The sequence below is a fragment of the Pluralibacter gergoviae ATCC 33028 = NBRC 105706 genome (genome assembly GCF_001598855.1).
Classification (GTDB): Bacteria; Pseudomonadota; Gammaproteobacteria; order Enterobacterales; family Enterobacteriaceae; genus Pluralibacter; species Pluralibacter gergoviae.
The window spans coordinates 94,983-121,581 of the sequence record NZ_BCZS01000010.1 but is presented as its reverse complement, the minus strand read 5'-3'; the positions used below and the strand labels follow the sequence as shown (position 1 = coordinate 121,581).

General features: G+C 60.9%; 22 protein-coding genes. 10 read left to right on the top strand and 12 right to left on the bottom strand.

What is annotated here, in order from left to right:
* Positions 1–56 precede the first annotated feature (56 nt).
* From ENGE1_RS12320 to ENGE1_RS12305, 4 genes are all read right to left on the bottom strand, one after another.
* Complete coding sequence (locus tag ENGE1_RS12320) at positions 57–887, bottom strand: hypothetical protein (protein ID WP_043081236.1); 831 nt, start codon at positions 885–887, stop codon at positions 57–59.
* Positions 884–2,221: a lipopolysaccharide biosynthesis protein gene (locus ENGE1_RS12315; RefSeq protein WP_043081237.1), complete on the bottom strand. Its 1,338-nt coding sequence runs from the start codon at positions 2,219–2,221 to the stop codon at positions 884–886. The genes ENGE1_RS12320 and ENGE1_RS12315 overlap by 4 nt, the downstream gene beginning before the upstream one ends.
* 253 nt (positions 2,222–2,474) lie before the next feature.
* The gene (locus ENGE1_RS12310; protein ID WP_048254548.1) at positions 2,475–3,254 is read right to left on the bottom strand and encodes a nucleoside/nucleotide kinase family protein; all 780 of its coding nucleotides are present in this window, start codon (positions 3,252–3,254) and stop codon (positions 2,475–2,477) included.
* Between the two features lie 26 nt (positions 3,255–3,280).
* Entirely contained in the window at positions 3,281–3,994 is a 714-nt protein-coding gene (locus ENGE1_RS12305; protein ID WP_048254550.1) for a nucleoside/nucleotide kinase family protein, read from the bottom strand.
* A gap of 189 nt (positions 3,995–4,183) precedes the next feature.
* On the opposite strand from ENGE1_RS12305, the gene ENGE1_RS12300 reads away from it, so the two are divergent.
* The gene (locus ENGE1_RS12300; RefSeq protein WP_043086325.1) at positions 4,184–4,906 is read left to right on the top strand and encodes a dTMP kinase; all 723 of its coding nucleotides are present in this window, start codon (positions 4,184–4,186) and stop codon (positions 4,904–4,906) included.
* Between the two features lie 54 nt (positions 4,907–4,960).
* Here ENGE1_RS12300 and ENGE1_RS12295 read toward each other — a convergent pair whose 3' ends face one another.
* The 4 genes from ENGE1_RS12295 to ENGE1_RS12280 all read right to left on the bottom strand — a co-directional run bounded on the left by ENGE1_RS12295 (position 4,961) and on the right by ENGE1_RS12280 (position 10,600).
* A complete protein-coding gene (locus ENGE1_RS12295; RefSeq protein WP_064360624.1) occupies positions 4,961–6,277 on the bottom strand; it encodes an IS4 family transposase in 1,317 nt (438 codons plus the stop codon).
* A 108-nt stretch (positions 6,278–6,385) separates the two neighbouring features.
* Positions 6,386–7,138, bottom strand: coding sequence for a 16S rRNA (guanine(1516)-N(2))-methyltransferase RsmJ (rsmJ, locus tag ENGE1_RS12290; RefSeq protein ID WP_048253641.1), 753 nt, complete (start codon positions 7,136–7,138; stop codon positions 6,386–6,388).
* 8 nt (positions 7,139–7,146) lie between these two features.
* Complete coding sequence (gene prlC / locus ENGE1_RS12285) at positions 7,147–9,189, bottom strand: oligopeptidase A (RefSeq protein ID WP_048253640.1); 2,043 nt, start codon at positions 9,187–9,189, stop codon at positions 7,147–7,149.
* Between the two features lie 148 nt (positions 9,190–9,337).
* A complete protein-coding gene (locus tag ENGE1_RS12280; protein ID WP_048253647.1) occupies positions 9,338–10,600 on the bottom strand; it encodes an acid phosphatase in 1,263 nt (420 codons plus the stop codon).
* 145 nt (positions 10,601–10,745) lie between these two features.
* Between ENGE1_RS12280 and ENGE1_RS12275 the strand changes: the two genes are divergently transcribed.
* Both ENGE1_RS12275 and gorA read left to right on the top strand, forming a co-directional pair.
* Positions 10,746–11,588: a 23S rRNA (adenine(2030)-N(6))-methyltransferase RlmJ gene (locus tag ENGE1_RS12275; protein ID WP_048253639.1), complete on the top strand. Its 843-nt coding sequence runs from the start codon at positions 10,746–10,748 to the stop codon at positions 11,586–11,588.
* 71 nt (positions 11,589–11,659) lie between these two features.
* Complete coding sequence (gorA, locus tag ENGE1_RS12270) at positions 11,660–13,015, top strand: glutathione-disulfide reductase (protein WP_048253638.1); 1,356 nt, start codon at positions 11,660–11,662, stop codon at positions 13,013–13,015.
* A 55-nt stretch (positions 13,016–13,070) separates the two neighbouring features.
* Here gorA and ENGE1_RS12265 read toward each other — a convergent pair whose 3' ends face one another.
* On the bottom strand, positions 13,071–13,661 hold the full coding sequence (locus ENGE1_RS12265; protein ID WP_048253637.1) for a DJ-1/PfpI family protein: 591 nt from the start codon (positions 13,659–13,661) through the stop codon (positions 13,071–13,073).
* Positions 13,662–13,836: 175 nt separating this feature from the next.
* On the opposite strand from ENGE1_RS12265, the gene ENGE1_RS12260 reads away from it, so the two are divergent.
* Together ENGE1_RS12260 and ENGE1_RS12255 are read left to right on the top strand one after the other, a co-directional pair.
* Positions 13,837–15,477 carry an ABC1 kinase family protein gene (locus tag ENGE1_RS12260; protein ID WP_048253636.1) on the top strand — a complete coding sequence of 547 codons (1,641 nt, stop codon included), beginning with the start codon at positions 13,837–13,839 and terminating at the stop codon, positions 15,475–15,477.
* Positions 15,478–15,607: 130 nt separating this feature from the next.
* Positions 15,608–17,260: an alpha,alpha-trehalase gene (locus ENGE1_RS12255; protein ID WP_043081251.1), complete on the top strand. Its 1,653-nt coding sequence runs from the start codon at positions 15,608–15,610 to the stop codon at positions 17,258–17,260.
* A 3-nt stretch (positions 17,261–17,263) separates the two neighbouring features.
* On the opposite strand, the gene ENGE1_RS12250 is transcribed toward ENGE1_RS12255, so the two are convergent.
* Positions 17,264–18,832: an STY4199 family HEPN domain-containing protein gene (locus tag ENGE1_RS12250; RefSeq protein WP_048253635.1), complete on the bottom strand. Its 1,569-nt coding sequence runs from the start codon at positions 18,830–18,832 to the stop codon at positions 17,264–17,266.
* A gap of 125 nt (positions 18,833–18,957) precedes the next feature.
* Between ENGE1_RS12250 and ENGE1_RS12245 the strand changes: the two genes are divergently transcribed.
* From ENGE1_RS12245 to ENGE1_RS12230, 4 genes are all read left to right on the top strand, one after another.
* Positions 18,958–19,503 (top strand): GNAT family N-acetyltransferase, encoded by a 546-nt coding sequence (locus tag ENGE1_RS12245; protein ID WP_048253634.1) that lies wholly within the window; start codon positions 18,958–18,960, stop codon positions 19,501–19,503.
* Between the two features lie 133 nt (positions 19,504–19,636).
* Positions 19,637–20,542, top strand: coding sequence for a LysR family transcriptional regulator (locus ENGE1_RS12240; RefSeq protein WP_064360623.1), 906 nt, complete (start codon positions 19,637–19,639; stop codon positions 20,540–20,542).
* Between the two features lie 52 nt (positions 20,543–20,594).
* Positions 20,595–21,623 carry an inner membrane protein YhjD gene (yhjD, locus tag ENGE1_RS12235; protein WP_043081247.1) on the top strand — a complete coding sequence of 343 codons (1,029 nt, stop codon included), beginning with the start codon at positions 20,595–20,597 and terminating at the stop codon, positions 21,621–21,623.
* Positions 21,624–21,866: 243 nt separating this feature from the next.
* Positions 21,867–23,189 (top strand): MFS transporter, encoded by a 1,323-nt coding sequence (locus ENGE1_RS12230; protein ID WP_048253633.1) that lies wholly within the window; start codon positions 21,867–21,869, stop codon positions 23,187–23,189.
* A 31-nt stretch (positions 23,190–23,220) separates the two neighbouring features.
* Here ENGE1_RS12230 and tdh read toward each other — a convergent pair whose 3' ends face one another.
* On the bottom strand, positions 23,221–24,243 hold the full coding sequence (gene tdh, locus ENGE1_RS12225; protein ID WP_043081245.1) for an L-threonine 3-dehydrogenase: 1,023 nt from the start codon (positions 24,241–24,243) through the stop codon (positions 23,221–23,223).
* 10 nt (positions 24,244–24,253) lie between these two features.
* Positions 24,254–25,450, bottom strand: a complete 1,197-nt coding sequence (gene kbl / locus ENGE1_RS12220; protein WP_048253632.1) for a glycine C-acetyltransferase — start codon at positions 25,448–25,450, stop codon at positions 24,254–24,256.
* Positions 25,451–25,665: 215 nt separating this feature from the next.
* Here kbl and rfaD point away from each other — a divergent pair, with 215 nt between their 5' ends.
* On the top strand, positions 25,666–26,598 hold the full coding sequence (gene rfaD, locus ENGE1_RS12215; protein ID WP_045290406.1) for an ADP-glyceromanno-heptose 6-epimerase: 933 nt from the start codon (positions 25,666–25,668) through the stop codon (positions 26,596–26,598).
* The last annotated feature ends 1 nt before the right edge of the window (position 26,599 follow it).

Genomic DNA, 26,599 nt, shown 5'->3' with positions numbered 1-26,599 from the left:
CGAGATAGCGCCCGGCGGGCCACCGCGCACGGCCGCGGCCGTGCGCTGGTTGAGGCTTACAGCGGATAGCGCTCTAGCAGCAATTCAAGACGCTGGCGCAGATCCGCGTCTAGCGACACGGGCGCGCTGTAGGGCTTCACCCCGGACAGGTCGTCGGCCACCAGCTCGTCGTGCTTGTCACCCATAATACCGTTGATGGCGGCCATAAAGCGCGATACCTGCAGCGCCTCTTCGTTGTTCGGCTCGATAGCGCGCAGCGTATCGTAGTAGGAGACCTGCTCGCTGATTATCTTCCGCACGTCGTGGAACTCGCGTCCGGTCAGTTCGGGCCTGGCGATCATCTGCTGCAAATCACGCATCTGCTGCTGGCGGTAGGCGTTAAAATTCTCCACGCTGGCCAGCCGGATATGGCGCAGGGAGTAACGTACCATCATCCAGAACGGGATGCTTAAATGCATCCGCAACAGTTTGCCGTAATGCGCTATGCCCTGCGCGTTCTGGTTGCGGAACGCGTCCTGGAAACGGCCCAGATAGACCGTCACCTTGCCGAACAGATAGCGCGCTTCGTGTTTGTGGCTGTACAGACGCAGGGCAAAGCGCAGGTGCTTATAGCGTGAGCGAATATACTTAAACTGCTGGCGCTCCTGTTTGGAGAGACCGCCGTTTCTGATCTGCTTGCTCACCAGGCGCCACAGCTCCGTGCGGGTGAAGCCGTCCTCCCAGTGCTGCAGGCAGAGCGCGTAGTTGGCGCGGATCGTCTCTTCCGTGCAGCGTAAATTAATTACCGGCGGCAGGCTAACGTGCTCGTCAATAACATCATCTTCGTCAATAGCATCAAAAAGCCGTTGCTCCGTCTGCGCGGAAAAGTGATTCCATGTATTGGTCATGAGCTACTCTCGCTGGCACCCTTAAATTTTAATTGCTTGCGTTGAAAATAGGCACGCATCGTCGGGAAGAACGACGTCAGCACATCCAGTGCCTGGCCGCCAAAATAGGCCCAGGCGGCACCAATTACGCCAAAGAAATGCGACAGTACGATTAACAAAATAATATAAGAGACCGATGCGACAGTCTGCATCACGAGGAAAATACGCTGCTTACCGGCCATAAACAGCAGCGACTCCTGTGGAAAGCCCACCATTGAGATAACAATGGCGCCCAGCATCACCTGAATCAGGTCGTAGGCCTCCAGATATTTGTGGCCAAAGACCAGCGAAATAAGCGGTTTACCAATAAGCAGCACCGCCGCCGCCACCAGAATACCGACGCCGCCTGCCAGGGCCGCGGACTTGATGGCAAGCTTCCACGGTTTTTTCGTCCGCGGGTCCATGCGCATGATTTCCGGATAGAAGCTCTTCTCCAGCAGGCTTGCCGGGGTACCGGCCGCGTCGAAGAAGGTCATGGCGATTTTAAACAGACCCGCAGCCGCCGGGCCCAGCACGATACCGACCAGCACCGTAGTGCAGGAGTTGCGCGCCGCCCAGATAGAGTGGGCGAAGTTGGTGGTCCAGACGAAGTTCCACGCATCTTCCAGCTTGCGTCCGGCTTTGAAGATGCTCGGGCGCAAGGCATTGCGGATATTCAGGCGCTTGAGCTCTTTCGCCGCAAACCACCAGTACATGGTGCCGCCAACAAGGTTAGAGAGGTACCAGGCAACCACAAAACCGGCAAAGCCCAGTTCGAAGTACCAGGCAATCACGCTGCCCAGCGCCCGCAGGAACGGCTTGGTTGCCTGCTGAATGGCAATCAGATCGAAGCGGTCAACGGCGCGCAGGATCCCGGTCGGGGTCGAGGCCGCCATTGACGGGATCAGGGTACAGTAGAGCATCGCCAGCCAGAAATCGTCTGAGGTCAGCCCCATGGAATGAGAAAGGAACGGCAGCAGGATCATCCCGCCGGCCACGGCGACCGCGCCGCTGGCAATATCAAGGCCGAAGGAGAGCGAAATAACATCGCGAAAGCGCTGAATATTTTTACTTGCCAGCGCGGGCGTGCCGTACTGCACCACCAGCTGCCAGGTCTGGAATTTAATAAAATCACTGATCGCTTTGGCGTAGGACTGCACCACCACCAGCACGCCGAACATTTCCGGCGTCATGCCTTTACCGGCACAGGAGAGCGCAATCAGGCCGAGCAGAGCGCTCACAACATTACTGGAGCCCAGATAAGCGGTATTGCGGATAATGGTGCGGAACGCACCGTCAGAAAACCAACGTTTCATGCTAAAAAAACCAGTCAGACCAGATTATCGATCGCTCAGCGGAAATAACTTCCCCGGCATACACTTCAGACACGCCAATAGTTATGGTCTGAGTTAAGAGGTGCCTCTGTCCTTGGTATATAGAGCCAGAACGGTTGCGTTCCATTAACAGCGCCCGGACGACTAAAAAGTCCGGGCTGGCGCCAGGCGGGCATCAGAATAAACTAAAAATTGGTTAATCTAAAGGCGAGAAAGCATGTTAAGCCAAAGCCCGTTATGCCTGCCCGTCGGCGGCACCGTTCTGCGACGCGCGATTACGGTGCGACTTCCCGGCAACGTCAGAAACCAGCTCAAGCGCTTTCGCCAGCACATCTTTGTACGGCATTCTTGAGTCCAGCTCGTAAATATGGGTACCGTTGTACTGGATAGTCGACATGATGCCGATTTTATCCCGCAGCTCTTCGTAATCGTGGTCAGGCTTACGCGAGAAGGCGGTCTCGACGTCAATATCCAGGCGAATCAGCAATTCGGGGCGGTACTTCGCCATCTCTTGCTGGTAAAGCCGACGCTCGCGCTGCGCAAGCCAGGTCTTCAGCCTGCCGGTCACGCGCTCAACGCCAATGCCCGGGCCATCGTAATAAAAGCCGGAAACCTCCGCCTGCGGGTAGCGATCGCTGATGACTAGTACGCCGCTGTCGGCCAGCGCCTTCACCTTGCGCAGGTTCGCCATGCGGTAGAGAGAAAAGCCGTACATAATCAGGGCCGCCCACAGCGCCGGACCGCCGGTGCTCATGCTCTGGGCTTTAGAGGTCTTCTTCGCCAGCCGCCGCTCAAGCCAGACGCCAATCAGCGGCCACTGTTTAATTTTGTCCCCGGTTTCACCGGACACCAGTCCCAGATAGCGGCGCTCGGTGGCCCAGCGTTTATTCAGGTGTTTTACCAGATCGGCCGTCAGCGTGGATTTACCGGTGCCGTCACAGCCGACAACCGCGACAAGGCCGGGAATATAAGGCAGGGACGCATCGCTCTGCGTATTGAGTTTATCTGTTTGCATGTACTTTAATCTTTGGTGATGCAGCGTTATGCCAGCGCAGCGCGAACCGCGCGCAGCGATTCATCAACAACGTGGTCTGCGGGATCCCGGCCATCAAGGTCGAGAATATTTGCGCCGTTAAAGGTTAAACCGGGAATAACGGCCACCTTCTCGCGCAGCGCGGAGAGCTTGTGATCCGGCTTACGCGCGTGGGCGGTCTCGGCGTCAATATTGAGGCGAATAAGCAGCGCCGGCGGGTAAGAGGCCATCCAGTCGTAGAGCTTCTCTTCGCGCGCCCTGAGCATCTCCACCCAGCGTCCGCCGCCGCGGGTTTTCGCCAGCTGCGGGCCGTCAAAGCGAAATCCCGGTACTTCATTCTGCGGCCAGCGGTCGGCGATCAGCAGCTTGTCCGGGCCGCTGACGCGCAGCATGCGGCGGAATTTCCACGTGCGCCAGCAGGAGAGCAGGTAGATGACCAGCGCGGTCGCGCCGCCGGGCGGCGTGGAAGGCTTCTCGTTGACGTTTTCTGCTTTTTTGCGCAGGTAGCGGCCAAAGGGCGCGCCGATAATCGGCAGCTCGCTTATCCACTCACCGATACGGCCAGAGGACTGCCCGAGGTAGATCATCTCGACCGGATACTCTACAGAGAGGCGATTGAACAGGCTGGTTGTCAGGGTCGATTTACCTGAACCATCACAACCCGTTATGGCGATCACCCGCACTGGCGGGTGGCTGGAACCTGGACTAATCTGTTGACTCACGAAAAAACCTGCTTGCAAAAATTTGCTGTATATTAATGGATACTGAGTTCAGAATATTTGCGCCGCGTGCCGTGGCCCTTTTTTAATGCCGGAAGGGCAACTGCCCTATTGCCATTTAATGCGCGCCGCCTTGAGGATATCTGAATAAGGGAGTATTTTCTTACAATATTTTATGATGTGAGTATTTTTATGCCTTCAAAACTCCCACCACTCATCGCGGTTATTGGCAGCGATGGTTCTGGAAAATCAACGGTCTGCGAAAATCTCCTCCCCTACGTAGAACAATATGGCCCGGTTGCGCAGGTTCACCTGGGTAAGCAGGCCGGCAACGTTGGCCGTGCCGTGAGTAAACTGCCTCTGATGGGTAAAAAAGTCGGTAAATCCATCGAGAAGCACAAGGTCAAAACCGCAACTGAGCTGCCGGGCATGGGCCCTGCGCTGGTGGTAATGTTCTTCGTGCTGCGCCGTCTGATGCGCTTTCGCCACATGCTCGCCTGTCGTCGCAACGGCAATATCATCCTCACCGACCGGTACCCGCAGGAGCAGATCCCGGGTGCCTATGACGGCACCGTGTTTCCAGCGAATGTTCCGGGCAGCCCGCTGGTTTCCTGGATGCGCAAGCAGGAAAAAAAGGCGTTTCACTGGATGGCCAGCGTCAAGCCGGACCTGGTGATTAAGCTGAATGTCGATCTGGACGTGGCCTGCGCCCGTAAACCGGACCACCGCCGCGAAGCGCTGGAAAAGAAAATCGCCATTACCCCGCAGCTGACTTTTAACGGCGCCCATATCGTGAATATCGACGCCAATAAGCCGCTGAAAGAGGTTATTGCCGACGCCCAGAAAGCGGTCGCCGATTATATGGCGTCTGCAGGCTACGGCTATGCCGGGCAGCAGCAGGCCCAGGCCAGCTAATTTCGCTTAAATAAGCTGAAAAAAAACCGGGGCTTACGCCTTAATGCTTGTCAGTTAAGCTTTTGAAGGTAGCCGTAACGCGTAACGTTGCGGCTTCTTTTTTACTGCCCGAGGATAATGCCTCTTTCTTCGGCCAGGAAGAAAGAAACTCTCTGCCATATGAATGATTTCAGTGAGTATTTTAGGGATCTTACCGGGAGCTACTGCTGGCAGGATGCTTAACTGTGCCGTCAGATAGAGGCTTGCCTGCTTAAAACCTATCTGATACGGCTCCACGCCTTTCAGGCTGTAGGCCATCTGTGTCATCATAAAGCGCAGTAGGTTATAGGCCAGTACCACTCCCCATAGTTCCTGCTCTACCAGCTCCGGCTTTCGCCTCCTTAACGTCAGCTCATTGTTCAGAAGGTGCTGCTTCATTTCCCTGAACCCATGCTCTATTTCCCAGCGATGGCTGTACAGGTCAACGATGTCTGCTTTTGGATATCTCAGCGGGTCGCTCATTGAGGTCAGTATACAGACTGTTTTCTCGTTAACTTCTTTGCTGACCAGTCGTGCTGTCAGTATTTCCGGCACACTATCCCACTTACGCCTGGCCTGTGGTGAGACTTTCAGTTCAACCAACTCATCTCCCTTACCCAGTTTTTGCACCACCTTATACTGTGCATCTTTTTTCAGCGGGATTAGCCAGTGCTTCTCCTGGCCTGATGTCTGCCAGTGATGCAGTAGCCCCAGGGCATAAAAACCCTTATCCATGAGCGTCAGCGAGTGCTCCGGCATCTGTTCGGCCAACTGAGCGGCGAGGTCAACCCCACTGATGGCTGATACGCTGCCGAATGCCGTTCCCGTCAACAGGTGGCTTGTCACTTCCATCTGGCAAACCATACGCAGCTGAGGCCATTCGGAGCGGTTATGACCGTTAGCCGTTCTTCCGAATGCAGCATCATTTTCCGGTGTATCCGGCGTTCGCCACAGGGTTCCATCTACTGCCATGAGCGTCAGCCCGTTCCAGTGCGACAGCGGCGTTTTTTCGAACCAGAGCTGGCTTGTTTTTTCGAATACGCTCCTGATGACATCGGCCCCCAGCCGCTGACGGGCCTGTACAACCGCACCGGGAGCAACAAAGGGACGCTTACCCGGGAGAAGAATATCAAGATGTGAAACCAGCTGATTCATGGAAAGTGAGCGGAACAGAGTCATTCCGGTGACGGCCCATACCATCATTTCCATCGGCAGTCGGCGCTTACGTATAGTGGCCACTCCGGTGTCCACAAGACATTCATTGATGAGTTCTGGTGACAGGAGATCAGACAGAGCAGAAAACTCTTTAGGTGTGAATTTATGGACGGTGTCGAGAGCCTGGCTAAGCAGCATAAAAAAAATCCGTAATCCTTGCGAGATTACGGATTTTTGCACAATCACTGGATCGTTCAACCGATCCTTAACTGATCGGCATTAAGGTTTACGCCTCGGTTTTTTTATTTATTCCGCGCTGCCGGGATAGATATCGAAGCGGTGTCCCTTGGTCACAACCGCATTGGCGGTAGCGACGTCCGCCAGCGGAGGCGCATAGTCCGGGCGTTTCACCACCACTCTCTTCGTCGCCAGCCGCCGCGCGGGCGCCAGCAGGCCGTCAGCGTCCAGATCCGGCCCCACCAGCGACTGAAACACCCGCATCTCTTTTTTCACCAGCGCGCTCTTCTGCTTGTGCGGAAACATCGGATCGAGATAGACCACCTGCGGACGCGGGGTAATGTCCGCAAGCGTGGTCAGGCTGGAGGCGTGAATAAGCGTCAGGCGCTCCCGCAGCCAGCCGCCGATCTCCGCATCGGCGTAGCCGCGCCGCAGCCCGTCGTCGAGCAGCGCGGCGACAACCGGATTGCGCTCCAGCATCCGCACCCGGCAGCCGACGGCGGCCAGCACGAAGGCGTCGCGGCCCAGGCCGGCGGTAGCGTCCACCACCTCCGGCAGGTAATCGCCTTTAACGCCCACCGCTTTGGCGACCGCCTCGCCGCGCCCGCCGCCGAACCGCCGCCGGTGGGCCATCGCCCCGCCGGCAAAGTCCACGAAAATCCCGCCGAGCTTCGGCTCATCGCGCTTGCGCAGCTCCAGATGCTCCGGCGTTAACACCAGCGCCATCGGGTTGTCGGCATCGTGCTCCAGCTGCCAGCGGGCCGCCAGAACGGATAAGGCGCCATCTCCGGCGCCCGATTCATCAACCAAACAGATTTTCACGAAGCGCGTCAGCCCTTGATGCCGTAGTGTTCGAGCATCGCGTCCAGCTGCGGCTCGCGGCCGCGGAAGCGTTTGAACAGGGTCATCGGCTCTTCGGAACCGCCGCGGCTTAAGATGTTGTCGAGGAACGACTGGCCGGTTTCGCGGTTAAAGATCCCCTCCTCTTCAAAGCGGGAGTAGGCGTCTGCCGCCAGCACATCGGCCCACAGGTAGCTGTAATAGCCCGCCGCATAGCCGCCGGCAAAGATGTGGCTGAAGGCGTGCGGGAAGCGGCCCCAGCCCGGCCCCGGCACCACGGCCACCTGTTTTTTGATTTCGGCCAGCGTCTCCAGCACCTTCGCGCCCTGCTCCGGGCTGAACTCGGCGTGCAGGCGGAAGTCGAACAGGCCGAACTCCAGCTGGCGCAGGATAAACAGCGCCGCCTGGTAGTTTTTCGCCGCCAGCATTTTATCCAGCAGCGCCTTCGGCAGCGGCTCGCCGGTCTCATAGTGGCCGGAGATAAAGGCCAGCGCCTCCGGCTCCCAGCACCAGTTCTCCATAAACTGGCTCGGCAGTTCAACCGCATCCCACGGCACGCCGCTGATGCCGGAGACACCGGCGGTTTCGATCTTCGTCAGCATATGGTGCAGACCGTGGCCGAACTCGTGGAACAGGGTAATCACCTCATCGTGGGTGAACAGCGCGGGCTTGCCGCTGACCGGGCGGTTGAAGTTGCAGGTCAGGTAGGCCACCGGCTTCTGCAGGGAGCCGTCCGCCTTGCGCATCTGGCCGACGCAGTCGTCCATCCAGGCCCCGCCGCGCTTGTGCTCGCGGGCGTAGAGGTCGAGATAGAAGCTGCCGCGCAGCTCGCCGCTGTCGTCATACAGCTCGAAGAAGCGCACGTCCGGATTCCAGACGTCGATATCTTTACGCTCTTTGGCGGTGATGCCGTAAATGCGCTTAACCACTTCGAACAGGCCGTTAACGGCTTTGTTCTCCGGGAAATAGGGGCGCAGCTGCTCGTCGCTGATGCTGTAGAGGTGCTGCTTCTGCTTCTCGCTGTAGTAAGCGATATCCCACGGCTGCAGTTCATCGGCGCCAAACTCCGCTTTGGCGAAAGCGCGCAGCTGGGCCAGCTCTTTTTCGCCCTGCGGGCGGGCGCGCTTAGCCAGATCGGTGAGGAAGTCGAGCACCTGCTGCGGGTTTTCCGCCATTTTGGTGGCCAGCGACTTAAAGGCGTAGCTCTCAAAGCCCAGCAACTGGGCCAGCTCGTGGCGCAGGGCAAGAATTTCCGCCATCACCGGGCTGTTGTCCCACTTGCCGGCATTCGGCCCCTGATCGGAGGCGCGGGTCACGTAGGCGCGGTACATCTCTTCGCGCAGGCCCTGGTTGTCGCAGTAGGTCATTACCGGCAGATAGCTCGGGATATCGAGGGTCAGCAGGTAACCTTCCTGCTCTTTAGCCTCGGCCTGCGCCTTTGCCGCCGCCAGGGCGCTTTCCGGCATCCCCGCCAGTTCGGCCTCGTCGGTAATCAGTTTCGACCAGCCCATGGTGGCGTCGAGGACGTTGTTGCTGTACTGGTTGCCGAGCTCAGAAAGGCGGGCGGCGATTTCGCCGTAGCGCTTCTGCTTCTCTTTCGGCAGGCCGATGCCCGACAGCTCGAAGTCGCGCAGGGCGTTATCGACCGCTTTTTTCTGCGCGGTATTGAGGCCGGCGTAGTTGTCGCCGTCGCGCAGATCGCGGTACGCCTGGTACAGGCCTTCGTGCTGGCCGACCCAGGTACTGTATTCGGAGAGCAGCGGCAGGGTCTGCTCATAGGCTTCGCGCAGCTCGGGGCTGTTTTTCACCGAGTTAAGGTGGCTGACCGGCGAGAAAATGCGGCCCAGCGCGTCGTCCACTTCTGCCAGCGGCTGGCAGAGATTTTCCCAGCTGTAGGGCGCGCCCTGCGCCACCGCGCGCTCTACCGCCGCGCGGCAGTCGTCCAGCGCTTTAGTGACCGCAGGCACCACGTGCTCCGGCTGGATTTCAGAAAATGGCGGCAGGTCGAAAGGCGTGAGTAATGGATTGGTCATCAGCGCGGTCCTTTGAAAGAGTGAATGTCGGAGCGCGTGCTCCGGCGCTTAAGCGATAAGAGCAAGAATGGGGTTAAGTGTAGAGGATTTCAATGGCAGAGAGAGCGGAACTGAAATAACCGGCCGGCGCGCTGCCGACCGGTAAAGGTCACTTCGCAGCGCGCCGGGCCTCCACCAAATTGAGCCGCTGCCAGAACTGCTGCTCCGGCGTCGAGCCGGAGAGCGGATAGCCCGCCGGCAGCGCCGTCTTCACCATCAGCGCCCGGCGCTGCGCGGCGGAGAGTTGCGGCAGGGCGGTCTCCAGCAACACCTCGGCGCCCTGCGGCACCGCCAGCGCGCCCTGCCCGCCCGCCTGACGCGGCAGATCGTAGGTCATAGTAAAGGTATAAAACGTTCTCATCGCCGGGCTGCTGTACGGATCGTCTTTGCCCGCCGGCTTCGCGCACTCGGTGAGGGAAACGCCGCACTCCTTCGCCAGCGCCGCGCGCAGCTGGTCCCGCGCCTCGTTAAACAGCGCCCGGTAGGCGGGATCGTTCAGGAAGGTCGCGACGTTGCTCTCGGCCACCATTCGCGAGCCCATCACGTCCAGCGGATAGTGAACGCCCAGCACCAGGCGCGAGTAGCCGTAGCGCGCCCCGCGCGTGACCAGCGCATCGTAGCGCTCCGGGATCATCTGCGCCAGCAGCAGCGCGTCGGTGACGCCGGTGTTGGTATGCCCGCTGGGGAAAGAGCCGCCGTCGGCGGTATAGGGCTTGTTATCCTTCAGCACCGTATCGTCCGGAACCAGGTGGATGGTGTTGCCCTTCACCAGAAACGGCCGGTCGTTGTGAAAGTGTTTTTTGGCTTTACCGGTGCCGATTTCGCTGGCCTTGATCAGCGCCGCCGCCTTGCCAAGCTCGCCCTTATCGTAGGCGGTAATAAACGCCCTGCCCAGGCGCGGTCCCAGCGCATCGCTGAGGAAATAGAGGAAATCGATCCCCTCCGCATCGGCCAGCGCCTGGTGACGGGTGGCGGCAGCGGCGTCGCGGTTGATGGTCGTCACCGTTGCCAGATTCGCCGCCAGCACCGGCGCCGGCAGCGCGCTGAAGCCGGAGAGCAGTTCAATACCCGCCTGCTGGCGCGCCTCTTTATGGAAATCGTAGCCGCTGGCCTTGAGCCAGGCTTTGTCGGCCTGAACGTCAGACTGCCCGGCATCCTCAAGACTCGCGCGCGTCACGGCGCCGTCTTTGTCCTGCAGCGCGCGGCGCAGGGCAGTGAGCGAATCCGCTTCAAGGGCAGTAAAATCCGGGCTGCTGGCGGCAGGCGTCACTGTTGCCGCCAGCGTCGCCGCCTGGGAGAGGGGCACATCTTTTGCCAGCGCGGGCAGCGCAAAGACCAGCGCGGCGGCTAAAAGCGAAACTCGTATCTGCATTTTATTATCCCTTTCAATCAATTACCTTGCTTGAGGCCACGCTAGCGCAGGCAGTTGACACTATGATGACAGTCGGGCGGGCAGCATCGCCGGGCAATCTGCGGTAAACTGTCGATAACGTTTATTATTTCGGAATCTCCGCTACATGCTCAGCTATCGCCACAGCTTTCACGCCGGTAACCACGCCGACGTCCTTAAACATACCGTCCAGAGCCTCATCATTGAATCAATGAAAGAGAAAGAAAAGCCGTTTCTCTATCTTGATACCCACGCGGGCGCGGGGCGCTATCAGCTGAGCGGCGAGCACGCGGAGCGCACCGGCGAGTATCTGGAGGGCATCGCCCGCGTCTGGCAGCAGGACGACCTGCCCGCCGAGCTGGCGCCTTACATCAGCGTCGTGCAGCACTTCAACCGCAGCGGCCAGCTGCGCTACTACCCCGGCTCACCGCTGATCGCCCGCCAGCTGCTGCGCGAGCAGGACAGCATCCAGCTCACCGAACTGCATCCGAGCGATTTTCCGCTGCTGCGATCGGAGTTTCAGAAAGACAGCCGCGCGCGGGTGGAGAAAGCCGACGGCTATCAGCAGCTGAAGGCGAAGCTGCCGCCGGCGTCGCGTCGCGGGCTGATCCTTATCGACCCGCCCTACGAGATCAAAACCGACTATCAGGCCGTGGTCGCCGGTATCGCGGAAGGCTACAAGCGCTTCGCCACCGGCACCTATGCCCTGTGGTATCCGGTAGTGCTGCGGGCGCAGATCAAACGCATGCTCAAAGATCTGGAGGCGACCGGCATTCGCCGCATCCTGCAGATTGAGCTGGCGGTGCTGCCGGACAGCGACCGCCGGGGCATGACCGCCTCCGGAATGATCGTCATCAACCCGCCGTGGAAGCTGGAGCAGCAGATGAATAACGTTCTGCCGTGGCTGCACCGCACGCTGGTGCCGTCCGGCACCGGGCACGCAACCGTCAATTGGGTCGTGCCGGAGTAATTGCAGGTATCGGTGGAAACGATGAATACCGGGTATACAATCGCGGCAATTAACGATTTTAAGGATGTGACATGAGCAAACATTACGACTACCTCGCCATCGGCGGCGGCAGCGGCGGCATCGCCTCCATCAACCGCGCGGCGATGTACGGCCAGAAGTGCGCCCTGATCGAAGCCAAAGCGCTGGGCGGCACCTGCGTTAACGTCGGCTGCGTGCCGAAAAAAGTGATGTGGCACGCCGCTCAGATCCGTGAAGCCATCACCCTGTACGGCCCGGATTACGGTTTCGATACTACCCTCAATCACTTCGACTGGGACAAGCTGGTCGCCAGCCGCAGCGCCTATATCGACCGCATCCATACCTCGTACGATAACGTGCTGGGCAAAAATAAGGTCGACGTAATTAAAGGCTTTGCCCGCTTTGTCGACGCGAAGACCGTGGAAGTCAACGGCGAGACGATCACCGCCGATCATATTCTGATCGCCACCGGCGGCCGGCCGATCCATCCGCAGATCCCCGGCGCGGAGTACGGCATCGACTCCGACGGCTTCTTCGAGCTGCCCGCCCTGCCGAAGCGCGTGGCAGTTGTCGGCGCGGGCTATATCGCCGTTGAGCTGGCGGGCGTGATCAACGGCCTCGGGGCCGAAACGCACCTGTTCGTGCGCAAGCACGCGCCGCTGCGCAGCTTCGATCCGCTGATCGTTGAAACGCTGGTGGAGGTGATGGCCGCCGAAGGTCCGACCCTGCACACCCACGCGACGCCGAAAGCGGTGGTGAAAAACGCCGACGGCAGCCTGACTCTGACCCTGGAAGACGGCCGCAGCCAGAATGTCGATTGCCTGATCTGGGCCATCGGCCGCGAGCCATCAACCGACAACATTAACCTGGCCGCCGCGGGCGTTGAAACCCGCGACGGCGGCCACATCGTGGTCGATAAGTTCCAGAACACCAGCGTACCGGGCATCTACGCGGTGGGCGACAACATCGCCGGTGCGGTAGAGCTGACCCCGGTCGCGGTCGCCGCAGGCCGCCGCCTCTCCGAGCGCCTGTTTAACAACAAGCCGGATGAGCACCTGGACTACAGCAACATTCCGACCGTGGTCTTCAGCCACCCGCCGATCGGCACCGTTGGCCTGAGCGAACCCGCGGCCCGCGAGCAGTACGGCGAGGATGCGGTAAAGATCTATAAATCCTCGTTTACCGCGATGTACACCGCCGTCACCTCGCACCGCCAGCCGTGCCGCATGAAGCTGGTCTGCGTCGGGCCGGAAGAGAAGATCGTCGGCATCCACGGCATCGGCTACGGTATGGACGAGATGCTGCAGGGCTTCGCGGTCGCGCTGAAAATGGGTGCTACCAAGAAAGACTTTGATAATACCGTCGCAATCCACCCGACCGGCGCGGAGGAGTTTGTGACCATGCGCTAGCGGTTTCCCGCTGGCTCATAGCTAAGTCAGGCCCGGCGACCGCCGGGCCTCTCCCTCAGCCGCGCGCAAACGGATCTTCATCCGGGTTTCGGTTCCAGCAGTACTCCATTTTCCCGGCCAGCGCTTCAGCCTGCGCCACGCCGTCATTTTCCGCCACCGCCCCCAGCGCCATATCCATGCCGGCGCTGACCCCGGATGACGTCCAGAACTTACCGTCGTGGACCCACCTTGCACGGGGCTGCCAGCGCACCTGCTGCCGCAGGGAGGTGACCCAGCCGTAGGCGCGCTTATTGGTCGTCGCCCTGACGCCGTCCAGCAGGCCGGTTTTAGCCAGCAGCGCCGAGCCGGTGCACACCGTCATACAGACGTTCGACGCATTTGCCAGGCCGTACAGCCAGTGAAGATATTCCTCATCGTCCACCCGCGTTCGCGTACCCTGCCCGCCGGGGATCAGCAGCGCCTCACCGCCGGGCGCGGCAATCCCGGTCTGAACGATGACGCCCTGGGTACTGACAACCGGGCCGCCCTCGCGGGAGATAAACCGCAGCCTGCAGGACGGCAGCGAACCAAAGACTTCCGCAGGCCCCATGGCATCCAGAGTTTCGAAGCCGTCGAACAGAACAATATTGAGCGTACTGAAGTGCATTACTGCCTCCTTGACTGTACGGAATGGACTCCCCCAAGAGTAAGCCGCCGCCGGGAACGCTGTCATGCAACTTCAGCGCCGCCTCTCGTATTTATCCCTATAGGCGTATCGCGAAAGGGCTGCTAACGTTACAGAGCAGAAATCGATCGCCCGCTAAACATGGAGTTCCGGCAAAATGATCAAAGCCATCATGGCCACCGCCCGCGACAGGGCCCGCCTTCAGGAGATAACCGGCGTCCTGGTGCGCTACGGTCTGCAGGATCTGCTGCGGGCGCTGGGCCTCTCCGGCCTTCTCGACAAGCTCAGCCACGGCCACTCGCGCGACGACCGCCCGCTGCCGCAGCGCCTGTGCGCCGCGCTGGAGGAGCTGGGCCCGGCGTTCGTCAAGCTGGGACAGATCCTCTCCACGCGCAGCGATCTGCTCGCCCCCGAATGGACGGAAGCCCTCGGACAGCTCAACGCCGGCGCCAGCCCCCTGCCCTGGTCGGCCCTCGAAGCCCAGGTCAGCGCCACGCTCGGCGATGCCCCGGCGAACGTCTTCGCCTGGTTTGATGAAGCGCCGCTTGCCAGCGGCTCGATGGCGCAGATCCACCGCGCGCGCCTGCGCGACGGCGACGAGGTAGTGGTTAAAATTCAGCGGCCGGGCATCGAGCCGGTCATTCGCGCCGATCTGCGCCTGCTGCACTTCCTGGCGGCCAGCATCGAGCAGCAGAGCGAAACCCTCGCCCGCTTTCGCCCTGCCATGCTGGTACGCTATCTGGAGACGGCCCTGCAGCAGGAGCTGGACTTCTGCTACGAAGCCGCCAACGGCGAGAAGATGCGGCAAAACTTCGCCGACGACCCGCAGGTCGTTATCCCTGAGATTTACTGGGCGTGGACCAGCCCGACGCTGATGGTACAGGCGCTGCTCAGCGGCACCGCGCCGCTGGACGGACAGCAGTTGGCCGCCGCCGGCCTTGATGGCAAAGTGCTGGCGCGAAGAGGGGCGGAGGCGTTCATCAAAATGCTGTTCGACTACCGCCTCTATCACGCCGATCCGCATCCCGGCAACGTCATGGCGCTTTCGGACAACCGGGTAGGCTTTATCGACTTCGGCATGGTGGGATACCTGAGCGACACCCGTCGCAACGAGCTGCTTTCGCTGCTGTATGCCATCAGCGAGCGCGACGCCGGCGGGATCGTTGATGCGCTGATCGCCTGGAGCGATCGCGACGATCTCAACATCACCGAGCTGGAGCTGGCCGCCAACTACTTCCTGCAGCGCCAGGGCAGCCGCACTCTGCAGCTGGGCAAGGCCCTGACCGACATGCTCGCCACCGCGCGGGAGTTCCGCCTGTCGCTGCCGCCGGACCTGGTGCTGCTGTTCAAGGCGCTGATCACCGCCGACGGCGTGCTGCTGCGCATGGACCCGCAGTTCGATATTATCGCCGTGCTGCGCCCGCAGCTCAGGCGGCAGCTGATGCGGCGCTATACCCGCTTCGCCAGCCGGCGGCGCATGGTCACCCTCGGCAACCGGCTGCTGGACAGCGGCGATACTCTGCCGCAGACCCTGCGGCTGGTGATGCAGCGGCTGCGCCACGGGCGGCTGCACGCCGATATCAACGTCGATAACCTCAATCAGCTGGGCAAATCGCTGGAGCGCGCCGCCTCAACGCTTGCGCTGGCCATCGTACTTGCCGCCACCGTGCTGGTACTGACGCCGTGGCTGCTGGGCCTGCACTGGACGCTGCTCGGCGTGCCGGCGATCCCGCTGCTCCTCGCCCTGTGCGGCATCGGCGGCTCGGCGTGGCTGATATGGCGGCTGTGGTCGCGGTGAGCGATCGGAATCGCCTCAAAACGTGATCTTGCGCACATTTTACTCATCTTCCGGCCATCGAATGGCTATGATTAAAGATGCGCTACGTTAAAAATGACGAGATACCGACACTACCGGAGGTTGCGATCGTATGCTCAGCACTAAATTACGCCACCCGCCCGACGGCATCCAGCTTATCGAAACCGGAGATCCCAATTACCAGATGGATCCCTGCGAGTTAAAGCTGGTTGAAATGCTGGAGGTGGAGCCGGAGCCGGAGATGATCGAAGGCCTGCCTGCCTCCGACGCCCTGACGCCTGCCGATCGCTATCTGGAGCTGTTTGAGGCGGTGCAGTCTGCGCGCATTTTTACCGACAGCAAAACCTTTCCCGACTGCGCGCCGCGCATGGATCCGCTGGATATCCTGATCCGCTACCGCAAACTGCAGGGTAAGCCGGGATTCGATCTGCGCAAATTCGTGGTATCCCACTTCTGGCTGCCCGACAATATCGACAGCGACTACGTTTCCGACCCGAGCAGCTCGCTGAAGGACCATATCGACAACCTGTGGCCGGTGCTGACCCGCGAGCCGCAGGATCATATTCCCTGGTCCTCGCTGCTGGCGCTGCCCCAGGCCTATATCGTGCCCGGCGGACGCTTCACGGAAACCTACTACTGGGACTCCTACTTCACCATGCTGGGGCTGGCGGAGAGCGGCCGCACGGACCTGATGAAGTGCATGGCGGACAACTTTGCCTGGATGATCGAGCGCTACGGCCACGTGCCCAATGGCAACCGCACCTATTATCTGAGCCGCTCCCAGCCGCCGGTGTTTGCCCTGATGGTGGAGCTGTTTGAAGAAGACGGCGTGCGCGGCGCCCGGCGCTATCTTGAACATCTGAAGCTGGAGTACGCCTTCTGGATGGACGGCGCCGGCTCCCTGCTGCCGAACCAGGCCTATCGCCGGGTAGTCAGAATGCCGGACGGATCGCTGCTCAACCGCTACTGGGACGATCGCGATACCCCCCGCGACGAATCCTGGTTTGAGGATGTGGAAACCGCGCGCCGCTCCGGTCGCCCGGCCAATGAGGTCTACCGCGACCTGCGCGCCGGAGCCGAGTCCGGCTGGGACTACTCCTCCCGCTGGCTGCGGGACTGCAACCGACTGGCGAGCATCCGCACCACCCAGTTTGTACCGGTGGATCTCAACGCCTTTATGTACAAGCTGGAAAACACCATCGCCAATATCTCCGCTCTTAACGGCGATCGTGAAGTCGAGGCAGAGTTTCGCGTTAAGGCCAGCGAACGCCGGTCGGCGGTGACCCGCTACCTGTGGGACGATGAGCAGGGCTGCTACCGCGACTACGACTGGCGCCGCGAGCAGATGGCGCTGTTTTCCGCCGCCAGCGTAGTGCCGCTGTACGTGGGCCTGGCGACCCACGAGCAGGCCGACAGGCTGGATACCGCTATCCGCACCCGGCTGCTGACCCCCGGCGGTATTCTGGCAACCGAATACGACAGCGGCGAACAGTGGGACTTTCCCAACGGCTGGGCGCCGCTGCAGTGGATGGCGGTCCAGGGCTTCAAGCTGTACGGCAACGATGCGCTGGGCAACGAAATCGCCCGTAGCTGGCTGAACATGGTGAACGCGTTCTACCAGCAGAACCACAAGCTGATTGAGAAGTACCATATCGCCTGCAGCACCCCCCGCGAGGGCGGCGGCGGCGAGTATCCGCTGCAGGACGGCTTCGGCTGGACCAACGGCGTAGTGCGCAGGCTGATTGGCCTCTACGGCGAGCCGTAGCCGCTACTCAATCTCCTCATAAATGGCTGACTGTATCGTCAGCCATTTTTTATTCTCGTCATTCGGCGCCGCCGCCGCCCGCTGCCGCGCCTGATCCAGGCTGTAGCGCTGGCGCTGCACCACCGGTTCGGTGGTGCAAAAGGTCTGCAGATAGGTTTTGCGCATCGCCGTGAGGGCCGCTCCGCTCGCCATCGCGTGACTCAGGGTATTGATAAATCGGCGGCAGGGTTTGGCCTCATCCATCTGCAGCCGGTAGCGCAGCAGCAGCCCGAGCACCTCGTCGCTGCCTGCGGCCAGCGCCTGCTCGGTCCACGCCAGCCGCCAGGTCATGCCGCCCTGTAAAAATAGGCGTACGATGCCAACATCGTTACGGTCGATGGCCGCGCGCAGGGCGTTGGCGTCCCACGAAACGCCGCGGCGGCTGAGCGTCTCGCGGGCCGAGGGACGCTCGGGCGCGGCGCCTGCGGACGACACCGGGGCGGCGGCGGTCGGGGCCTGTTCCGGCGTCGCGCTGGCGCCGATAAGCCAGGCGCCGCCGCCGATGATAGCCAGCGCCACCGCGCCCACCAGTCCCCACAGCCCGCGCGCCATCAGCCTGTCCCGGGCCTGCGGCGTACGCTGTTCCCCCTGTCTGGACGGGTCGATACTCTCACCCACGGGCAGCGTATCCTCGCCGAGGCTCTCCGCCCGGCGAACCGCCCGCGCCCACCAGGCCGCCAGCGCGGCGTCATCGGCGCGGCCGAGCGCCTGCGGATCGACCCCTGTCCGCCCTTCCCGACAGGCGCGCTGCACCGGACCGGCGATCTGCTGAAAATAGAGATCCAGCAGCCTGCCCTCCGCCGCCGACAGCGGACGCCCGGCGAGGATGGCATTGCGCAGCGGGCGGCACGACTCCAGGAAGGCGTGCAGCGTCGCCCGCTGTTCAACCAGCAGCGTCAGCGCTGCCGCCGAGTTAAACAGTCGCGCGTAGTGGCGGGCAAACAGCTTTTTATCCACCACCAGCAGCGCCAGCTCGCTAAAGCGCATCCCGGAGATAATGCCCTCGCCCTCGCTCTTCGACAGCCAGCGGCGCACGCGGTCGGGACCAAAATGCAGCTTGAGATAATTATGAAAGCGGGTGACATCTGGCCAGGCGCGCGTCACCAGCGCCTCCAGCATCAGGGTAAGGGTCCGCATCTGCTGCCGGGCCTGATAGCGAATGGCCGCAGCATCGCCCGGCAGAGAGGTAAACGTCAGCCCGGACACCTGCTCCAGCATCACCAGCAGGCGCAGAGCGGCAATGCGCTGATTGTCACTGGCCTCCTGTTCGCGTCCGGCAACCGTCTGGCGGAGGAGGCGCAGGCGCAGCGTCAGCTCGCTCAGTTCGGCATCACTCATATTCAGACGCCGGGCGACGCGGCCCCAGCCGCCGAGGCTGAGGCGGGCCTGCTCGAGACCGTCAAGAAACTGGTGCAGATCGCTTACCTCGGCGACGTGGACGTTCAGACGCGCCAGAAGCGCCGCCGCCGCGCGGTGAATCACCTCCAGGTAACGCGCCAGTTCCTGCACTGCATCTTGCCCTGCTGTGGACATCTCGCTTCCTTTTGCCGCGTCAGGCTCAGGCCTGAATAAAGTAGGGTTTGTTTTTATTTTTAGTGAGTTAGCGTAGATTACTGCAACAGTTCTCTTTTTATCCATCCGTAAAAGTGAGAAATGCGATGACGACCCTGATAACGCCCCGCCTGACCTGCAGCCCGCTGTGCGAGGCAGACTGGCCCTTTTTTCTCGCGCTCCAGCAGGACCCGGAGGTCATGCGCTACGTCAGCGATCCCCGTGGAGAAGATGAAATCCGCGCCGCATTCGACAGCCGCCTGCCCGCCTGGTCACCCGGCGCGGCGCACTGGCTGTGCCTGGTGGTGCGGGAGCGCGGCAGCGAAGCGCGGCTTGGCGTCACGGGCTACATTCACCGCGAGCCGGACTGCGCGGAGGCCGGGTTTCTGTTCTGCCGGGCGGCGCAGGGGCAGGGCTACGGCGGCGAGTCCCTGCGGGCGCTGTGCGACTACGCCTTTTGCGAGGGCGGGCTGCGCCGCCTGACGGCGACGGTCACCGCCGGCAACGCGGCGTCGCGCAGGGTGCTGGAGAAGGCCGGCTTTCGCCTGGAGGGGGAGCTTCGCGAGAGCTACCGGCTGGCGGGTGAGTGGCGCAACGACTGGCTGTTTGGCCTGCTGGCCCGTGAATATCGGCAGAAAAAATCCGAAAAATAGTCGTTCCCGTTCTCAGTTATCCACCCGGACGGTCATAAAGACAGTGCCAGGACCACCATTGACTGCTATACAATCAACAAACAGCATCATGATGGCTTAACTATCCCAGAAAAAACAACAAAGGGAGCTGTCGATGGATAAAATTCACGCAATGAAACTGTTTCTCCAGGTGGCGGATCTCGAGAGCTTTTCGCTGGCGGCGCAGGCGCTGGATCAGCCGAAGGCCAGCGTATCGCGGCAAATTCAGGCTCTGGAGGCCTCGCTGGGCGTGCGCCTGCTGCACCGCACGACCCGCCGGGTACAGCTCACCGATGAGGGCATGGTTTACTACGAGCGGGCAAAAGACCTGCTGGCTAACCTCGACGAGCTGAATACGATGTTCAGGGAGGATGCCGCCAGCGTCAGCGGCCGGTTGCGGGTCGATATGCCCGCCTGGGTCGCCAGCGCGCTGGTGCTGCCCCACCTCTCCGCCTTTTTGCAGCTCTACCCCGGCATTGCGCTGGAGCTGAGCAGCAGCGAGCGCCCCGTCGATGTGGTGCGGGAAGGGTTTGACTGCGCCCTGCGGGTCGGCGAATACCCGCAGGGGGGCCTCGCCGTCCGCAGCATCGGAAAGCTGACCGTGATTAACTGCGCCAGCCCCGACTACCTGGCGCGCTTCGGCTATCCGCAGACTCTGGAGTGCCTCGCCGACCACGCGCTGATCCGCCTGGCGAACGATGAAGCGCAGGGCTTCGCGCTCAGTATTAACGGCGATAGTCGCCGCATCCAGACCGGCGGCGTGTTGACCGTCAGCTGCGCGGAAACTTACCATAGCGCCTGTATCGCCGGGCTGGGCATTATTCAGACGCCGCGCGCCGGCGTAAAAGCGGCGCTGCGCGACGGCAGGCTGATAGAGATCCTGCCCCAGTACCGGGCCGCCCCGCTGCCGGTTACCCTGGTTTATCCGCCGGGACGCGGCCTCTCCCGCCGGGTCCACCTGTTTATGGCGTGGCTGACGGCGCGACTGAAAGGCGCTGTGGACGAAACCAGACCGGCGTAGGCCTTAGGCTATACTGAGATTTACGTTGTGAAAATAAAGGGAAAATCACCTGATGACGCAGGATAATGAGGCAAAACGTCCGACCCAGGACCTGGAGTATGAGCCAGTCAGAAAAATGGATACCGACGATAGCACCCCGTCAAAGGTGACGCAAAAGGCCAGCGATGCGCTGAAGGCGGCAACCGGCACCGCGCAGAAGGTACAGCGTCAGCCGGCCATCGCCCACCTGATCCGCGCGGTCGAGCGCTTTAATGACCGCCTCGGCAACCAGTTCGGCGCGGCGATAACCTACTTCTCGTTTCTGTCGATGATCCCGATCCTGATGGTCTCTTTTGCCGCCGCCGGTTTCGTGCTGGCCTCGCACCCGACGCTGCTGCAGGATATCTTCGATAAAATTTTGAATAACGTCAGCGATCCGACGCTGGCCTCCACCCTCAAAGGCACGATCAATACCGCCGTACAGCAGCGCACCACCGTCGGGATCGTCGGCCTGCTGGTGGCGCTCTACTCGGGACTCAACTGGATGGGCAACCTGCGCGAGGCGATCCGCGCCCAGTCGCGGGACGTCTGGGAGCGCACGCCCCAGGACCAGGAGAAGATCTGGGTGAAGTATTTTCGCGACTTCATCTCGCTGACCGGCCTGCTGGTGGCGCTGGTGATCACCCTCTCTATCACCTCTGCCGCCGGTGCGGCCCAGCAGACGATTATTAACGCCCTGCACCTGAACAACATCGAGTGGCTGAAGCCCGCCTGGCGGCTGATTGGCCTCGTTATCTCGATTTTCGCCAACTACCTGCTGTTCTTCTGGATCTTCTGGCGCCTGCCCCGCCACCGCCCGCGCAAGAAAGCGCTGGTGCGCGGCACCTTTATTGCCGCCATCGGCTTTGAGGTGATTAAAATCGTCATGACCTGGACTCTGCCGTCGCTGATGAAGTCGCCCTCCGGCGCGGCGTTTGGCTCGGTGCTCGGCCTGATGGCGTTTTTCTACTTCTTCGCCCGCCTGACCCTGTTCTGCGCCGCCTGGATCGCCACCGCCGAGTATAAAGACGATCCTCAGATGCCGGGACGTTCGCATAACTGACTAAGCCGCCGCGCGCTTTCAGCAGATAAAACCAGTTGGTAACTTTTATTTAACCAACAACTGGTTTTATCTGCCAACGTATCTTTTCTGTGAAGCATTTCATAGAAGTGAAATCGCAGGAGCACAAATTATTCGCTTTTTGCCTCTTTTTTATACTGAAAGCCCCTTTGTTACACATTGAAATGTCGCTTTTGCTGTGCCTAATATGGCGGTTCGCTTGTCCAAAAATAAGAAATTATTATTATGCAAACTGCCGCCACAACGCTCGATACGCCCCAGGATGCCGCGCCGGTCAACTCCCGCAATAAAGTGGTTGTCGCCTCGCTTATCGGCACCGCTATCGAGTTTTTTGACTTCTACATTTACGCCACCGCCGCGGTTATCGTCTTCCCGCACATCTTCTTTCCCCAGGGCGACGCCGCCGCCGCGACCCTGCAGTCGCTGGCGACATTTGCCATCGCCTTCGTCGCGCGGCCGATTGGCTCGGCGCTGTTCGGCCACTTCGGCGACCGCGTGGGGCGCAAGGTGACGCTGGTGGCCTCGCTGCTGACGATGGGCATCTCGACGGTGGTTATCGGCCTGCTGCCGGGCTACCAGAGTATCGGCATCATGGCGCCGCTGCTGCTGGCGCTGGCGCGCTTCGGCCAGGGCCTGGGCCTCGGCGGCGAATGGGGCGGCGCGGCGCTGCTGGCGACGGAAAACGCGCCGGCGAAAAAGCGCGCCCTGTACGGCTCCTTCCCGCAGCTCGGGGCGCCCATCGGCTTCTTCTTCGCCAACGGCACCTTCCTGCTGCTCTCCTGGCTGCTGACCGACGAACAGTTTATGAGCTGGGGCTGGCGCGTGCCGTTTATCTTCTCCGCGGTACTGGTGATCATCGGCCTGTACGTGCGCGTCTCGCTGCACGAAACGCCGGTGTTTGCCAAAGTGGCGGCGGCGAAAAAACAGGTGAAAGTACCGCTGGGCACCCTGCTGAGCAAGCATCTGCGTCTGACCATTCTCGGCACCTTCATTATGCTGGCGACCTATACGCTGTTTTACATCATGACCGTCTATTCGATGACCTATAGCACCGCGCCGCTGCCGGTTGGCCTCGGCCTGCCGCGCAATGAAGTGCTGTGGATGCTGATGATGGCGGTGATTGGTTTTGGCGTGATGGTGCCGATTGCCGGCGTGCTGGCGGACCGCTTCGGCCGCCGCAAGAGCATGATAACCATCACTACGCTGATTATTCTGTTTGGCCTGTTCGTCTTCCAGCCGCTGCTCGGCTCCGGTAACCCGACGCTGATTATGGCCTTCCTGCTGATTGGCCTGAGCCTGATGGGGCTGACCTTTGGCCCGATGGGCGCCCTGCTGCCGGAGCTGTTTCCAACGGAAGTGCGCTACACCGGGGCCTCGTTCTCGTATAACGTCGCGTCCATTCTCGGTGCGTCGGTCGCGCCCTACATCGCCGCGTGGCTGACCGGCAACTACGGCCTGGCCTACGTCGGGTACTACCTGGCCTCCATGGCAGTGCTGACGCTTATTGCCCTGCTGTTGACCCACGAAACCCGGGAGCAGGCGCTCTAAAAAAGCAGGGCACCGCAAGGTGCCCTTTTTCTTACCAGCTAAGAATGACCTTCCCGGACTGCCCCGAGCGCATCGCGTCAAAGCCCTTCTGGAAATCATCAATGCCGAAATGGTGCGTAATGATCGGCGTCAGGTCGAGTCCGGACTGGATCAGGGCGGCCATTTTGTACCAGGTTTCAAACATTTCCCGGCCATAGACACCTTTAATAAACAGTCCCTTAAAGATGACTTTGGTCCAGTCGATGGCCATCTCCGACGGCGGAATACCGAGCATCGCAATACGCCCGCCGTGGTTCATGGTATCAAGCATGGTGCGGAAGGCCGCCGGGGCACCGGACATCTCCAGCCCGACGTCAAAGCCTTCGGTCATGCCCAGGTCGGCCATCACGTCGGTCAGGCTTTCGCTGGCGACGTTGACCGCGCGGGTGACCCCCATTTTGCGCGCGAGATCCAGGCGGTATTCGTTCACGTCGGTGATCACCACGTTGCGGGCGCCGACGTGCTTCGCCACCGCCGCCGCCATCACGCCGATCGGACCGGCGCCGGACACCAGCACATCCTCGCCCACCAGATCAAAAGAGAGCGCGGTGTGCACGGCGTTGCCGAACGGATCGAAGATAGAGGCCAGATCGTCAGAGATATTGTCCGGGATTTTAAAGGCGTTAAACGCCGGGATCGCCAGATACTCGGCAAAGCAGCCGGGGCGATTCACGCCGACGCCAACGGTATTGCGGCACAGGTGAGTGCGCCCGGCGCGGCAGTTGCGGCAGTGCCCGCAGGTGATGTGCCCTTCGCCGGAAACGCGGTCGCCGATGCTAAAGCCTTTCACTTCCTGGCCGATGCCGACCACTTCACCCACGTACTCGTGGCCCACGACCATCGGCACCGGAATCGTCTTCTGCGACCAGTCATCCCAGTTGTAGATGTGGACGTCGGTGCCGCAGATGGCGGTTTTGCGAATTTTAATCAGCAGGTCATTGTGGCCAACCTCCGGCACCGGGACGTCGGTCATCCAGATGCCTTCTTCGGCCTTCAGCTTGGATAATGCTTTCATCTCACGATCCTCAGGCAATCACGCCCAGTTGCTTACCAATACGGATAAACGCGGCGACCGCGCGCTCGATCTGCTCCGGAGTGTGGGCGGCGGACATCTGGGTACGGATGCGCGCCTGGCCCTTAGGCACCACCGGATAGAAGAAGCCGGTCACGTAAATGCCCTCTTTCTGCAGCTCGCGGGCAAATTCCTGCGCCACGGTAGCCTCGCCCAGCATTACCGGGATGATGGCGTGGTCGGCCCCGGCGAGGGTGAAGCCTGCGGCGCTCATTTTTTCGCGGAACAGGCGGGCGTTGGCCCACAGGCGATCGCGCAGTTCGCTGCCCGCTTCCACCATCTCCAGCACTTTGATCGAGGCGGCAACGATGGCCGGCGCCAGCGAGTTGGAGAAGAGATACGGGCGCGAGCGCTGGCGCAGCCACTCGACCACCTCTTTGCGGGCCGCGGTGTAGCCGCCGGAGGCACCGCCGAGCGCTTTGCCGAGGGTGCCGGTAATGATGTCGACCCGGCCCATGACGTCGCAGTATTCGTGGGAGCCGCGGCCGTTGTCGCCGACGAAGCCGACGGCGTGGGAGTCATCGACCATCACCAGCGCATCGTATTTATCGGCCAGGTCGCAAACGCCCTTCAGGTTGGCGATCACGCCGTCCATCGAGAACACGCCGTCGGTGGCGATCAGCACGTGCCGGGCGCCGGCCTTGCGGGCCTCCTTCAGGCGCGCCTCCAGCTCCTGCATATCGTTGTTGGCGTAGCGAAAGCGCTTCGCCTTGCACAAACGCACGCCGTCGATGATTGAGGCATGGTTGAGCGCATCGGAAATAATCGCGTCTTCCGGGCCGAGCAGAGTCTCAAACAGGCCGCCGTTGGCGTCAAAGCAGGAGGAGTAAAGAATGGCGTCTTCCATGCCGAGGAAGTCGGCCAGTTTCTGTTCAAGCTGCTTATGGCTGTCCTGGGTGCCGCAGATAAAGCGCACCGAGGCCATGCCGAAGCCGTGGCTGTCCATGCCGGCCTTCGCAGCGGCGATAAGATCGGGGTGGTTAGCCAGGCCAAGGTAGTTGTTGGCGCAGAAGTTGATGACGCGGCTACCGTCACCGACCACGATATCCGCCTGCTGCGCGGAGGTAATAATGCGCTCCTCTTTAAACAACCCTTCTGCCCGGGCGGTGTCGAGATCGCTGTTCAACTGCTTGTAAAAATCACCACGCATTGCAATTCTCCAGATTCGGCAAAATTTGGCACATCTTACCCAATGCCTCGCCTCTGTACGAGATGACGCAGCACAGGATTCCCGTTTTGCAGCATAAATCACGTGTACCCCTGCGGCCAGTCGGTGAATGGCTGAAGCCTCAGCAATGTAATGATATGATATTCAGCATTAGCGTCCGGGATAGTCCCGGCCATCCACTCTCAAGGGCTATCGTTATGATCATCGTTACCGGCGGCGCGGGCTTTATTGGCAGCAATATCGTTAAAGCGCTGAATGACAAGGGCATCACCGACATTCTGGTGGTCGACAACCTGAAAGACGGCACCAAATTCGTGAACCTGGTGGATCTGAATATCGCCGACTACATGGATAAGGAAGATTTCCTGATTCAGATTATGGCCGGGGAAGATTTTGGCGATATCGAGGCGGTTTTCCACGAAGGCGCCTGCTCCTCCACCACCGAGTGGGACGGCAAGTACATGATGGACAACAACTATCAGTACTCTAAAGAGCTGCTGCACTACTGCCTGGAGCGCGAAATTCCGTTCCTGTACGCCTCTTCCGCCGCCACTTACGGCGGACGCACCTCCGACTTTATTGAATCCCGCGAGTACGAGCAGCCGCTGAACGTCTACGGCTACTCTAAGTTCCTGTTTGACGAATACGTGCGCCAGATCCTGCCGGAAGCGGACTCGCAGATCGTCGGCTTCCGCTACTTCAACGTCTACGGCCCGCGCGAAGGCCACAAGGGCAGCATGGCGAGCGTGGCGTTCCACCTCAACACCCAGCTCAACAACGGCGAAAGCCCGAAGCTGTTTGAAGGCAGCGACGGCTTTAAGCGCGACTTCGTCTACGTTGGCGACGTGGCGGCGGTAAACCTGTGGTTCCTCGAAAACGGCGTCTCCGGCATCTTCAACCTCGGCACCGGCCGGGCGGAGTCCTTCCAGGCGGTGGCCGACGCCACTCTCGCCTTCCACAAAAAAGGCAGCATCGAGTACATTCCGTTCCCGGAGAAGCTCAAGGGCCGCTACCAGGCGTTTACTCAGGCGGACCTGACCAACCTGCGCGCCGCCGGCTACGACAAGCCGTTTAAGACCGTTGCCGAAGGCGTAACGGAGTATATGGCCTGGCTGAACCGCGACGCATAAT

Coding starts and splice junctions, on each gene's coding strand:
- tdh (WP_043081245.1), bottom strand. CDS start 24,243: ATGAAAGCATTATCCAAGCTGAAGGCCGAAGAAGGCATCTGGATGACC.
- ENGE1_RS12300 (WP_043086325.1), top strand. CDS start 4,184: ATGCCTTCAAAACTCCCACCACTCATCGCGGTTATTGGCAGCGATGGT.
- ENGE1_RS12320 (WP_043081236.1), bottom strand. CDS start 887: ATGACCAATACATGGAATCACTTTTCCGCGCAGACGGAGCAACGGCTT.
- ENGE1_RS12275 (WP_048253639.1), top strand. CDS start 10,746: ATGCTCAGCTATCGCCACAGCTTTCACGCCGGTAACCACGCCGACGTC.
- ENGE1_RS12255 (WP_043081251.1), top strand. CDS start 15,608: ATGCTCAGCACTAAATTACGCCACCCGCCCGACGGCATCCAGCTTATC.
- ENGE1_RS12260 (WP_048253636.1), top strand. CDS start 13,837: ATGATCAAAGCCATCATGGCCACCGCCCGCGACAGGGCCCGCCTTCAG.
- prlC (WP_048253640.1), bottom strand. CDS start 9,189: ATGACCAATCCATTACTCACGCCTTTCGACCTGCCGCCATTTTCTGAA.
- ENGE1_RS12245 (WP_048253634.1), top strand. CDS start 18,958: ATGACGACCCTGATAACGCCCCGCCTGACCTGCAGCCCGCTGTGCGAG.
- ENGE1_RS12265 (WP_048253637.1), bottom strand. CDS start 13,661: ATGCACTTCAGTACGCTCAATATTGTTCTGTTCGACGGCTTCGAAACT.
- ENGE1_RS12295 (WP_064360624.1), bottom strand. CDS start 6,277: ATGCTGCTTAGCCAGGCTCTCGACACCGTCCATAAATTCACACCTAAA.
- ENGE1_RS12250 (WP_048253635.1), bottom strand. CDS start 18,832: ATGTCCACAGCAGGGCAAGATGCAGTGCAGGAACTGGCGCGTTACCTG.
- ENGE1_RS12280 (WP_048253647.1), bottom strand. CDS start 10,600: ATGCAGATACGAGTTTCGCTTTTAGCCGCCGCGCTGGTCTTTGCGCTG.
- ENGE1_RS12310 (WP_048254548.1), bottom strand. CDS start 3,254: ATGCAAACAGATAAACTCAATACGCAGAGCGATGCGTCCCTGCCTTAT.
- kbl (WP_048253632.1), bottom strand. CDS start 25,450: ATGCGTGGTGATTTTTACAAGCAGTTGAACAGCGATCTCGACACCGCC.
- gorA (WP_048253638.1), top strand. CDS start 11,660: ATGAGCAAACATTACGACTACCTCGCCATCGGCGGCGGCAGCGGCGGC.
- ENGE1_RS12315 (WP_043081237.1), bottom strand. CDS start 2,221: ATGAAACGTTGGTTTTCTGACGGTGCGTTCCGCACCATTATCCGCAAT.
- ENGE1_RS12240 (WP_064360623.1), top strand. CDS start 19,637: ATGGATAAAATTCACGCAATGAAACTGTTTCTCCAGGTGGCGGATCTC.
- yhjD (WP_043081247.1), top strand. CDS start 20,595: ATGACGCAGGATAATGAGGCAAAACGTCCGACCCAGGACCTGGAGTAT.
- rfaD (WP_045290406.1), top strand. CDS start 25,666: ATGATCATCGTTACCGGCGGCGCGGGCTTTATTGGCAGCAATATCGTT.
- ENGE1_RS12230 (WP_048253633.1), top strand. CDS start 21,867: ATGCAAACTGCCGCCACAACGCTCGATACGCCCCAGGATGCCGCGCCG.